The 11,781-nt window shown below is 43.5% G+C and carries 8 protein-coding genes; 3 read left to right on the top strand and 5 right to left on the bottom strand.

Annotation, left to right across the window (positions count from 1 at the left end; translation table 11 throughout):
• Nucleotides 1–397 precede the first annotated feature (397 nt).
• The 3 genes from BLT35_RS27395 to BLT35_RS27390 are packed head-to-tail and all read left to right on the top strand — an operon-like array spanning nt 398 to nt 2,127.
• A complete protein-coding gene (locus tag BLT35_RS27395; RefSeq protein ID WP_217634751.1) occupies nt 398–835 on the top strand; it encodes a hypothetical protein in 438 nt (145 codons plus the stop codon).
• Nucleotides 836–1,780, top strand: a complete 945-nt coding sequence (locus BLT35_RS24620; RefSeq protein ID WP_217634750.1) for a Mu transposase domain-containing protein — start codon at nt 836–838, stop codon at nt 1,778–1,780.
• The gene (locus BLT35_RS27390; protein WP_217634749.1) at nt 1,777–2,127 is read left to right on the top strand and encodes an ATP-binding protein; all 351 of its coding nucleotides are present in this window, start codon (nt 1,777–1,779) and stop codon (nt 2,125–2,127) included. Before BLT35_RS24620 ends, BLT35_RS27390 begins: the two co-directional genes overlap by 4 nt.
• A gap of 69 nt (nt 2,128–2,196) precedes the next feature.
• On the opposite strand, the gene BLT35_RS24610 is transcribed toward BLT35_RS27390, so the two are convergent.
• The 5 genes from BLT35_RS24610 to BLT35_RS24580 all read right to left on the bottom strand — a co-directional run bounded on the left by BLT35_RS24610 (nt 2,197) and on the right by BLT35_RS24580 (nt 11,777).
• A protein-coding gene (locus BLT35_RS24610; RefSeq protein WP_437438539.1) for an IS3 family transposase occupies nt 2,197–3,343 on the bottom strand; the annotation gives its coding sequence in 2 pieces (ribosomal slippage) (nt 2,197–3,073 and nt 3,072–3,343; 1,149 coding nt in all).
• Between the two features lie 656 nt (nt 3,344–3,999).
• Entirely contained in the window at nt 4,000–4,629 is a 630-nt protein-coding gene (locus tag BLT35_RS24595; RefSeq protein ID WP_175472060.1) for an HIRAN domain-containing protein, read from the bottom strand.
• A 173-nt stretch (nt 4,630–4,802) separates the two neighbouring features.
• On the bottom strand, nt 4,803–7,571 hold the full coding sequence (locus BLT35_RS24590) for a DEAD/DEAH box helicase (RefSeq protein WP_074730053.1): 2,769 nt from the start codon (nt 7,569–7,571) through the stop codon (nt 4,803–4,805).
• Complete coding sequence (locus BLT35_RS24585; RefSeq protein ID WP_074730052.1) at nt 7,543–8,364, bottom strand: Hachiman antiphage defense system protein HamA; 822 nt, start codon at nt 8,362–8,364, stop codon at nt 7,543–7,545. Before BLT35_RS24585 ends, BLT35_RS24590 begins: the two co-directional genes overlap by 29 nt.
• Before the next feature lie 413 nt (nt 8,365–8,777).
• On the bottom strand, nt 8,778–11,777 hold the full coding sequence (locus BLT35_RS24580) for a type I restriction endonuclease subunit R (RefSeq protein WP_175472059.1): 3,000 nt from the start codon (nt 11,775–11,777) through the stop codon (nt 8,778–8,780).
• Nucleotides 11,778–11,781: the final 4 nt, after the last annotated feature.

The raw sequence follows: 11,781 nt of genomic DNA, 5'->3' as shown, positions 1-11,781 counted from the left end.
CTGAGGTGTTATGGAAAGAAATCAATGTACATTCATTGAAATAACGGGATGTACGCTCAATTCTTTCCATAACCAAATTCTTTCGATAATTACCGTTATGGAAAAATTGCCATAACGGAAAGACGCATATGGCAATTGCTTTGGGCGTGGAAGCGTGCCGACTGTGTACGGTAAGATAAAAATACCCAAAATGATCAAACGGATTTCCCCAAAAAAATCGTGCGAAATTCCCCACTTTAATCGTGCGGAAATGGACCGAATCTAGCAACTCCGTTACCCTGTTCGTAGACGATGAGGGGGCGGAGACGGGGAGATGCTGAAGATGAGTCAGATTGAAACGATCAAGAACATGCAAAGCAAGGGGCTTGGGCCGAGCGCGATCGCCGAGCGGCTGCAGATGGACCGAAAGACGGTGAGGAAGGTCATGAAGTCGGAGACGTTTGAGAATCGAAAACCGAAGGCGGCAGTGGCGCAGCCTTCCAAGCTGGATCCGTACAAGCCACTCATCCAAAGCTGGCTCGAAGAAGATCGTAAGAATCGCTACAAGCAGCGGCACACGGCGCAACGCATTCATAACCGGCTTGTGGCGGAATGCCCCGGGTATGACGCCTCGTATCCGCTGGTCCAGCGATACGTGCGAAGTCTGCGGGAAGCGCGACATCAGGAAGGGACGCTGGAACTGGAATGGCCGCCGGGTGAAGCGCAAGTCGATTTCGGTGAAGCGGATATCTTTGATGCGGACGGCGAGAAGAAAGCCTGTAAGTTCCTCTGCGTCACCTTCCCCTACAGCAACGCGGGCTACACGCAGCTGTTCGGCGGCGAGACGGCCGAGTGAGTGGTGCACGGCCTGCGCGATATTTTTCACCGGATCGGCGGTGTGCCGGGAAGACTGATCTTTGACAATGCCAGCGGCGTAGGCCGGCGAGTGAACGAAAATGTCCAGATGGCGGATCTGTTCCTTCGCTTCAAGGCCCACTATGGTTTCGAGGTCACGTTCTGCAATCCGTACGCTGGCCACGAGAAAGGCAATGTCGAGAACAAGGTCGGCTACTTTCGGCGCAACTTTTTCGTGCCGCTGCCCACCGTGACGGACATGCAGGCCTTTAACGAGGAATTGCTCGGCCGCTGCGAAGCCGATTGGCAGCGTGAACATTACAAGAAAGGCGTCCCGATTCACCTGCTCTTTGAAGATGATAAGAATGCGCTGCTCTATCTTCCGCGCCATCCGTTCGCCGCCTGTCGCTATGCCCGCGTGAAGACGGACGGCTACGGTAAATTCTCGATTGACGGCAAGCACTTCTATTCCTCGTCACCAGAGTGGGCCGGGCGCGAAGTCACCGTGCGAATCGGGGCCCACACCGTGGAACCGCTCCTGCCAAGCGGTGAGCCGATTACGATCCATCTCCGTCTGTTCGGCAAACAGCGGACAGACAGTGTGGACGTGCGGACCACGCTCAGCCGCCTATTGCAGAATCCCGGCGCCTGGCGCAACAGCCAGCTGCGCAAAGCGATTCCGGATCTGCTGCGCGAAGAACTGGACAAGCTGGAACGCACAGAACTGAAAGAGACGCTGGCGACAATGGAGCAGCTCTCCGGGCGCTATGGATTCGACACCGCCCTGCAGGCCATGGAGGAAGCGACCAAGCTCGGACGGCTCACCAGTGCGAACAGCATCGTGCTTGCCGCCAGGCTGGCCTCGTTTGAGCCGGAAGAAAGTCCAAGTGTCGATCTGAGCGTCTACGACCGGATGCTGGAGCCTGTCGGCGGGGTGAAGCCATGAGCGCGATTCGGGAACGGGAGGCGCTGCGCGCGGAGATCTCGGCCTTCTGCAAGAAGCTTGTGCTCAGCCAGCGTGCTGTCCAGCTGTGCGAAACGGAGGCGACGCCCAAACAGGAAGAGTTCTTGCACCGCGTACTATCTGAGGAGATGGAAAGCCGGGAGCGTAGCCGCCGCACTAGGCTACTCAGCCGCGCCGGATTTCCGGTCTACAAGACACTGGAGGGTTACGAGCGCCATGGCGTCAAGCTGCCGAGCTCACTGCAATGGAGCGATCTGACAGAAGGCACGTTTATTGAAGGACGGCGAAATCTGGTGTTGTACGGCCCCGTCGGCACCGGCAAGATGTAATGCTCCCCATTGTCAAGACACGATTTTTTGAGGATTAAGTTATGTCCTCCATTCTCGTAATCTAGTAAATTAGGATGCGGTTTTTTCAATAGAATGCGCGTAAAATTGATCGGGCTTTGCTTCATTGAGAGATTGATGAGGGCGTTCTTGGTTATAGAATTGGACATAGCGAACTATCCCTTTGCGCAGCGCGCGAGGGTCTTCGTATTCATTCAAGAAGATGCATTCGTATTTGAGCGAGCGGAAATATCGCTCTGTGCGGCTGTTATCCGTCGCACGCCCCTTGCCATCCATCGATACCTTGACGCCTTCTTTCTCCAGTAGCTCAAGGTATTCAGCGTTGGTAAAGTGGGAGCCCTGATCGCTGTTCATGATCTCGGGCTTACAGCGGCTAAATGCGCGCTTGAGACACCTCAAAACAAAGCCTTTCTCAAGCGTACTGGATAGCTCGTAGTCGATCACTTTGCGGCTATACCAATCGATGATATTGAACAGATACATGAAGCCTTTCCCCATCCGGAGATAGGTGATGTCGATTCCCCAGACCTGATTCGGCCGGTTAATGGTTAAGCCCCGAAGCAAGTAGGGGCGAACATATTTTGCGTGGAATCGCTTGCTCAAGTTCGGCTTCGGATAGATCGCTTCAAGCCCCATGTGCTGCATGAGACGCCGTACGCGCTTACGATTCACCTCAAAGCCTCGATCTCGAAGGAATCGGGTCATCCGCCGATAACCAAAGTAAGGGTGTTTCATATAGATTTCATCGATCTGGTGCATGATCTGTACATTCTCTTCGCTTTCACTTTTCTCTTGACTAAGGCGATAAACGCTTGTCCTGTTCACGTTCAGCAGATCGGCCTGGCGCTTAATGGTAATTTCATTGTTATCACGCTCCACCATGGCTTTTCGAGCTTCGAGCGGTTCATTTGAGGCCAGATTTTTTTTTCAGCCAGTCGACCTCTACCGTGAGTTGGCCAACCAGCTTCTCTAGATGCTCTTGCTTGCTCTCGTACTCTTTCTTCAGTTTGTCGACTTCACTTGTCTTCTTCTCAAAGACGACAGAAGCACGCTCAAGAAATTCAGCTTTCCATCGGCTAACCATAACCGGGCTTACTTCGTACTTGGCAGCAATCTCGTTGACGGTCTGCTCCTCCCGGAGGACCTCCAGCACAACTTTTGTCTTAAACTCTGAGGTATATCGGTTCCGTTTTTCCATAGCTTCATTATAACTTATTTATCACTCTCCCGTGTCTCAACCTATGGGAGCATTATATCGAACCCTCGTCTTGAATTTTTTAATTGGTTTTATGGTATGTTAAAAAGTGCTAAGAGCCCTTATTTTATGCGGGTTTTCGGGAATCGATCGTGTTAATTGGTGTTAAATTATTTTAGTCAAAATTAGAGCATTTTATCCCTTTTGGCTACACCATGACTACAAAAAACCGAGGGGATTCTAGGGTAAAGTTCGTAAAAAATATTTTTTCGACTGGGCCTGTATGGCTTCCAATAAGGAATCTACCAAGTAGCTGTCCTTCAGGATCCAAATACCACGCCGAACTACGCTGATGTTTGTCGAAGGATCCTGGTCAATAATTTGCTTAAACATTCTCCTTCGTTTGATCAACATCGCTTTCACTTCACCTCTTGTTGCATCTTGTCTATTTATTTTACTGAAACCGTCATTATTGGAAGCAAAAGTTCTAAGCATCAGAGATGATGCTCTATTGCACCAAAAACTCCCTCTTCCATGAGAAGGGAGCCTAAATCCACAACTGTAGCTTCAGGCACTCTATAGATATCAGGATCGACGTGCAACAACAATAATAATACATTGGCAGTAGCTTCTTATTACTATCTCTATTTTCTACTTAATTAGATCTTCCTAATGATAATAGCAATATCATGGTATCCGCGTCTCTTCCTCTTGGAAGACACTATTGCTTGGTATTCCTCGCCATGGAGATCCATGTTTAAAGCAATCTTTTTGGCGATCTCCCTAGGAACATAACCAACTTGTTCTTCATTAAATAATATCTTTACTGCGTACACATCAAATGAGTTATCGTACTCTCTAACTAAATGTAATATAGCATTTATTGGGATAGCCTCTGATACTTTTTTTCTATTCTCATCGTATGGTATCCCTTTTATACTACAACGTATAGGTTCATTAGTTGAAAGACTTTGACTAAACTGTTCAATATTTATTTTCTGAGCTTGGTTTAATATTCTAACCATTTCAAATGTTTTCTTTGTTTTTAAAAGTACTTGAAGATCCTCCAATGTTAGGTTACTAAACCACCTCACAAACGAAATGAGGTCTTTATCTTTGGACACAGTTAAAAATGACTCGGAAATAGTTTTGGCTGTGTCCCGTGTCGGGACCCCAAGATGCCTTGCCCAACATTCCTCAATTTTATCTGTTCCAAATTTAAAGAACGATGGGATATACAATATAATTGGGAACATCTCTTTTAAATCGATATTCAGTCTATAAGACACAAACAGATTAAACGCCGTAACTCCCCACGGGAATTTATAACATAATAACTGTTCGTTCAATAAATACATTGAAATTAGTCGCATCACACTTTTCACAAATTGTAGTCCACTTAATCCTTAAAGACTCCAGTTCTCTTCCGCTTATCCAATCTAAAATTAGGTTTTCAATATAATCAATTTTCTCCCAAATCGGTAGTGTTTGATAGTTTACCACTTGGTCCCATTTCCTTAATTCCAATGAACGAACGAATGACTATCTTCGCATAGTTGTGAAGATCAATCTTCTCTTCAGATAAAATCGATCTTAACTCGTCGATATTTTCATCTATGTAATTTAATAGATGTTTACAACTCTCTAAAGAAAACCCGGATAGAGCAAATACTTTCCTTTTGTTTAGATCCTCTGTTAAATCTATGAATTCCTTTGAGATTCCAACAAGTTTATTAATTAGTTTACTTGTGTCGATATCCGCTGCTTGGACTTTAACTAAACTATCGTTGATGATATCCTCAATAATACTAGCATCTACAGTATTAACACTTTCCTCAACCAATATAGCGAACAATTCTGATTCCATAAATCTCGATATATAATCATCAAACTGATCAGCTGTAATTCGATTCTCCATTAATTCTGATAAAAGTTGAAAAATGATACTTTTAACTTTCTCTACATTGTTTTCATTCGAATAATCATCAAAGAACTTGTCATCACTTTCTGAATTGCTAATGAAGATGATTTGCCCCTCGGTCTCCCTCCCTGCTCTACCAGCTCTCCCTACAACATTCCAAAAATCACGAATGTTAATCTTTTCTCCTGTCTGATGATTTCTAACCACAGAGTGAATTATTATAGTTTTTATAGGTAAGTTAACACCTTGACCAAGTGTATTAGTTGAAATTAATACTTTTAGTTTCTTATCCCTGAAGTCACTTTCGACTGCCTTTCGTACTGCTTCTGCAAGTTCACCATAATGCAAGCCAATACCACGTCTTAAACATTTTGAAAGTGTTGATTCTTTCCCTAGCCACCTATCGGAGTATTCAATACTTTCCAATTCCTCAAACTCCTGATACCATTCTCTCTCCTTTTTATTCTTTTCTATGTCCAACAATCTAATTAACTCTAAGTAGGCGTTTGCAACATCTTCAACATGACCCGGATGTGAGCAAAAGATTAATACAGGTCCATCAATTGAAAATTTATGAGCCAATTCAACTGCGGTGTCGCTTTTCCTAACCACATTTTTTGATATTCTCGGAAACCTAACCTTCTTCTCCTTTTTTAATTTCTCAGTATAATCAACATATTCATTTATTTTTATAATATTAGGCACGAATGTTTCTTTTACATTTTTTATTTTTAAATTTGGATAGTCAATTTTGTTGCTCGTTCCTATCCATTTGAATCTCCCAACCAACCTTCTTGTTGGTTGCCATTTAACACCATTGAGGTCCCTGGGGGACTGAATAAAGTTTTCTTTTTTACCTGTAAGCCAAAGAGCAAACTCCTCAGCGTTTATTTCTGGCATTACAGCTGAAATAAACATAAATTTGGCTCTATCCCTTAGTTTCCTTTTTAATCTTGCTATTAAAAACTCTACCAAAGAAGATCTCTCATCAAAGTTACCTAAGATATGGCCTTCATCGATAACGACTATTGAAACGTTATCAAAAAAATCCGGTCGTAATCTAAGTAATAAATCTATCTTTTCCGGTGTTGCAACTAGGACGGCTGCTTCTTTAATTTGAAACTCATCGAAAGCATCAAGTTCATAATTCCCAGTAAGGTTTGAAACTATGAATCCCATTCTACTCAGCCTATTCGCCAAAGTCTCTTCAACTTCCGATGCTAATGCTCTAAACGGTGCGATATATATACATTTACTGTTGGGATATGATACAAGGGAATTAATAATACTTAATTCAGCTATCATTGTCTTTCCGGCGCTTGTTGGCATTTGAATAATAAAGCTATTGTCAGTAGAAAGTAAGCCCGAATTAATGGCCTCCAGTTGAGAGTTCCAAAATTCAAATACTGATGTTCTACTTAATTCATTAAGATACTCGTTACCGTTATAGGAGTTTGATGTAAGAAGCATTGCATATCTTTCCCAAATTGCATTCGGTAATTTTCCGTACTTCTTGAGAATATCCCAAATACATTGCTGTCTGATAATAAGGTATTTAGTAAAGAGTAAGCTATTTAAGTGTGTTAACATTATATTCCCATTCCGCATAAAAGAGGCTGTACTCTCATTTAAAAATTCTTCAATTTCTTCTTCTTTTCCATTAATAATATAATTAGCTAGGTTTTTCATTCCTTTAAAGAACGGGATAAAACTGTACTCCTCAAAAGATTGATTTTCCATAGCACTGGCCTCTTGCAAAAAATAGATTGTTTTTTTCAACAGTAATGTAATTTTCTTTTGGAGAAGAAGTTGTAAACATTCAAGGTATTTATTTTCATACTGCAAGAGCCATGAACTTCTCTCGATTAAATCATCCAATTCTGATTCATGATTTATATCTTCACTTTCAACTATTACTTTATCCTCATCAATAAGCAGAGAATAAATTTCTTTTGACAAACAAATAGCATTTGCCTGATAACCCGCCAAATCATAACAGATACTTGCCAAAATTAAACAATAATCCTTATCATATTTTTCTGTTGAAAACGCAAAAACTTCATAGATTTGCGCAGCCATATGCATAGCCTTCTTAGCAGTTTTGTTATTACTATCAGTAATCAGTATCTTGCTAGCATTTGACGATAAAAAAAGTGCATTTTCCCACAAATACCCTTCGCTAAACTTGCTATCAAAAACCGCACCCATTTTCTTAGCATACATCTGATTAAAATAATTGTTTAATCTAGTATCCTTTAGTATTTCTTTTATTTTTATTTCTTTAAGGCGTAGATACTGTTTTAATTCCATGTACGATCTCTACTCCCACATCAATAGTTTCTTTATAAGTTTCTGATATTATCGAATTAAGGTTATTTATTAGTACTACTGTAATGTGCAAATTTTTTAACTTAGGTGGCAGACTATCTAGAACAGCTAATATATCTTCCTTCCATTTCGATTTTTCATATATTAAGAAAATTTGAAACTCCTTATTATATTTCTTATAGTTATGATAGAGTTCATCCAATTTGTTAGCTGTTTCAAAGTCCTTCTTATCGAAATAAATTCTAGACATAAAATCAATAATATCTGGCAATGATCTGCCTTTATCCCGATACAGACTTTCGTAAGCTTGGCTTGCAATGTTTTTTGTATAGGTTCGTTTCGTTTTAACCTCACAATAAATTAACTTAGTAACATTCCCATTCTGATCTTCCTCGAGAGCAAAGACGTCCGTACCAAACATGGAACGTTCATTGTTTACTTTCCAACGAAGCTTAGTGAGTGGTTTAACATTTCGAAAATCATTCAGAACCAGCGCAGACAAAACCTCTCCCCAGTCACCTTGTTGAGTGACTTTACTTGGTTTATCCACGTTAGTAGCGAAAACCTTTGTTTTTAGATATTTCTTTAACTCTTCCTTAGACCGATTTTTATATTTGTTTATTAAAAATTCCGGATCACGAAAGTTAGTCAAAAGGTAGTGAGCTATATACTTCCTAACTTTATCATCAAGTTGACTCAGTTCTGTTGTATCAATAACATTAAAAGAATATGAGTTAGACGATCTTTGTTTCTCTACCAGCCATTTATTTAGCATAATCAATCGCCTCTTCTCTTATTTCATTAATTCAAATAATATCCTAGACCAATTAAAACTTATTCATAAATTATACCATTACCTTGTTAATTTTCATATTTTTACTTAGTAAGAAGGAACTAGATTGTGGCCAAATTTATGATTTTCAAGTTACTAAATAACCATTGGAAGAAATATAATACTAAATCATTTACAACTAGTTTTTTACCCGACGAATCGCGGGCTCAGTATGTATTAATCGAATAAATATTGGTTAATTCGTCATCGCACAACTTTCCCTTCAACGCTTAGCTGTATTAACAACTTAACAACAAAACCCCCGGCAACATACCGGGGGCCTTCCGTCTAGTACAAAAGATTAACATTTGATTAATAGGCAATCCAGCTCAAAAGGAATCTGTTAATAGGAAATGTCACTCCCCATGCATCTTATTATTCTCATTGACTTTCTCAAACACCGATTTCATAATCCACGTTTTAACGGCGTTTTGAAAGTCCAGGTTGTCCATGACCATAGCAAACATTTGGTCATTTTGTCCCATGCGTTCGATGACTTTCTCGAGGAAAACTTCGTCAAACACGTACTTAAAGTTGTCCATCGTATTGTTTCGAGCCGACTGGACAATTTGTTCTTCTTCCAGAATATCCTGCTCGATTTGGTCGAAGAAGAGCTTGTCAGCTCCCTTGAAGTCGGTTCCGAATCGTTTGTTAAGCATATCGAGAATCGAAGACAGGTACACCTGCTTTTCTTCTCTTACGATCCCGGTTCCGGCATCCGTGATCCCTTTGAGTTTAACTGGTTCCTCGCCCATCAGAGAAATGTTCCCATTACTCGTCTCCTGCAATCGGTAATACTCAAGCGCCACGTCATCGTCTAGGTTGATCTGTTTTAGGCCCCGAGTCGGCAGTTTCCGCAGAAGTAATTGTCCGTATGCATAAAGCTTATGCAGCGGCACCGACTGGAATGGCGCGATCTGGGTTATGAACGAGTATGCCCGAATATAAGCGGCCAGAGTACTGCGGAATTCTTCCCGCTCCTCCTTCGTCTTCGCTTTGAAGCGATCAACGGCGGGATCGACGTATTGATGAAGCCGACCGATATCGGATTTTTGCTGCTTTGCCTTCGGACGGAAAAATACCTGGCAAAAGGCGTCGATCTCGGACTGCCAGTAGATTTGAAAGTCGTCCATTTTGTTTTTGAGATCGCTGAGCAGGTTCAAATCTGTTTCCTGCTCCAATTCCGTCTGCCCATAATAGGGCAGAAATGCTTGTTTGATATCTTCAGGTGCATTGATAAAATCGAGGACGAAAGTGTCTTCTTTTCCGGGATAGGTCCGGTTAAGCCGGGACAACGTCTGCACCGCCTGAATGCCCGACAACTTCTTGTCCACAAACATGGTGTGCAAAAGCGGTTGATCAAAGCCGGTCTGATATTTGTCCGCTACGATCAACACTTGATACTCATCCGTATCAAATTTGTCAGGAAGCTCTTTCTCACCGAAGCCATTGAGCTGAGATTCCGTGTATTCCTGACCTTCATCGATGACGGTTCCGGAGAAGGCAACCAGCGTCTGAATATCCTTGTAACCCTTTTCACGGATATACATATCAAACGCCTGCTTATACCGCAAAGCATGAAGCCGGGAACTGGTCACCACCATGGCTTTGGCTTTTCCGCCGATTTTGTGGCGGGTAACGCGCCGAAAATGTTCGATCATCACTTCTGTCTTTTGCGCCAGATTATGCGGATGCAGACTCACGAATCGGGCAATGGACCGTTTGGCGGAACGCTCATCTACAAGTGGATCGTCCTCAATCGCTTTGGCTAGCTTGTAGTAGGTTTTATATGTAACATAGTGCTTCAATACATCCAGAATGAAACCCTCTTCAATCGCCTGACGCATCGAATAAAGGTGGAATGGCTGGTATTCGCCATTCTCGTCTTTACGTCCAAACATTTCAATCGTTTTATGTTTCGGCGTGGCAGTGAAGGCAAAATAGCTCAAGTTTCGCTGATGTCCCCGTTTGGAAAGCTCCTTCAAGATCTCTTCTTCTGATTCATCTACCGCGGCGTCGATCTGTGCCTGCAGCTTCTCGGCTTCTTCTAGCGTTGGAGCTGCCAGTACCTGCTTGATATCGTCCGCTGCTTTGCCGGTTTGGGAACTGTGCGCTTCGTCTACAATAAGAGCAAAATTCTTGCCGCTCAAGTTACCCACCTGGTCCAAAATATACCCAAATTTTTGGAGCGTAGTAATAATAATTCTGGCGCCGTTATTCAAGGCCTGAGCCAACTGTCTGGAGTTATCCTTAATCGGTCGGACGACGCCCTGAACATGTTCGAACTGATAAATAGTGTCCTGCAATTGCCTGTCCAGCACGATCCGATCAGTAATGACAATGACGGAGTGAAAGATGGCTTTGTTGTGTTGATCGTGCAAACTCGACAGACGGTGAGCAAGCCAGGCAATCGAATTGCTTTTGCCGCTGCCGGCCGAATGCTGAATCAGGTAATTATGGCCAGGTCCGTTCTGCAGCACATCGGTTTCAATTTTCCGAACCGCATCAAGTTGGTGGAATCGGGGGAAAATCATCGTTTCCTTGCGGGTCGTTTCGCCGCCCACTACCTTTTCCTCCACCTGCAGGTGAAGGAACCGGTGAAGGATGTCGAGCCAGCTATCCCGCTGCCAAATGTCCCGCCACAGATACGACGTGCGAAAACCGGTCTCATCATCCGGCGGATTGCCTGCACCATCGTTAAACCCCTGGTTAAACGGAAGAAAGCGCGTCTGGCTGCCGTTCAAGCGTGTGGTCATGTACACTTCGTCCGGGTCAACGGCAAAATGGACAAGCGTCCTCTTTTTGAATTGAAAAATGAGTTCGTTCGGGTCCCGATCATGTTTGTACTGCCGCTTCGCATTCTCGACGGTTTGGCCGGTGAAATGGTTTTTCAGTTCGACCGTGGCCACGGGTAGGCCGTTGACAGAGACTACCATATCCAGGGAATTCTCGTTGCGAGTGCTGTAATGGACCTGTCGGGTAACGGTCAGAATATTTTGCTCGTACCTTGCCTTCGTCTCTGGGTTCAACCCGCTGGCTGGTTTGAAAAAGGCCATCTTGATCGGTACGTTGTAGAGGTCGAACCCTTTGCGCAGCACTCTCAGCATGCCGTCCCGCTGCAGAACCTGGACGAGCCGCTTTATGACTTCCTTCTCCGTATCTTCGCCAAAAAAACCGACCAGCCGGTTCCACTCGTCCGGTTGGCTGGATTGAATGAAGCGAATCACAGTTCTCGGGAAAAGTGCTAGTTCCCGGTCATATTCAGACGGATCTTCTTTCTCGTAGCCGCCATGTTCTAAAAGATGGGACTCAATGGCGTCCTCCAGCGCCCGTTCGGTATGTAGGGGCGACGACATGGGC

Source organism: Paenibacillus naphthalenovorans (genome assembly GCF_900099895.1).
Lineage (GTDB): Bacteria > Bacillota > Bacilli > Paenibacillales > NBRC-103111 > Paenibacillus_G > Paenibacillus_G naphthalenovorans.
Note: the sequence above shows the minus strand (reverse complement) of the source record. Positions and strands in the feature narration are given on the sequence as shown.

Bases quoted from the DNA above. Each gene is read 5' to 3' on its own strand.
- BLT35_RS27395 (WP_217634751.1), top strand. From the start codon at position 398: ATGGACCGAAAGACGGTGAGGAAGGTCATGAAGTCGGAGACGTTTGAG.
- BLT35_RS24590 (WP_074730053.1), bottom strand. From the start codon at position 7,571: ATGGAATTAAAACAGTATCTACGCCTTAAAGAAATAAAAATAAAAGAA.
- BLT35_RS24580 (WP_175472059.1), bottom strand. From the start codon at position 11,777: ATGTCGTCGCCCCTACATACCGAACGGGCGCTGGAGGACGCCATTGAG.
- BLT35_RS24585 (WP_074730052.1), bottom strand. From the start codon at position 8,364: ATGCTAAATAAATGGCTGGTAGAGAAACAAAGATCGTCTAACTCATAT.
- BLT35_RS27390 (WP_217634749.1), top strand. From the start codon at position 1,777: ATGAGCGCGATTCGGGAACGGGAGGCGCTGCGCGCGGAGATCTCGGCC.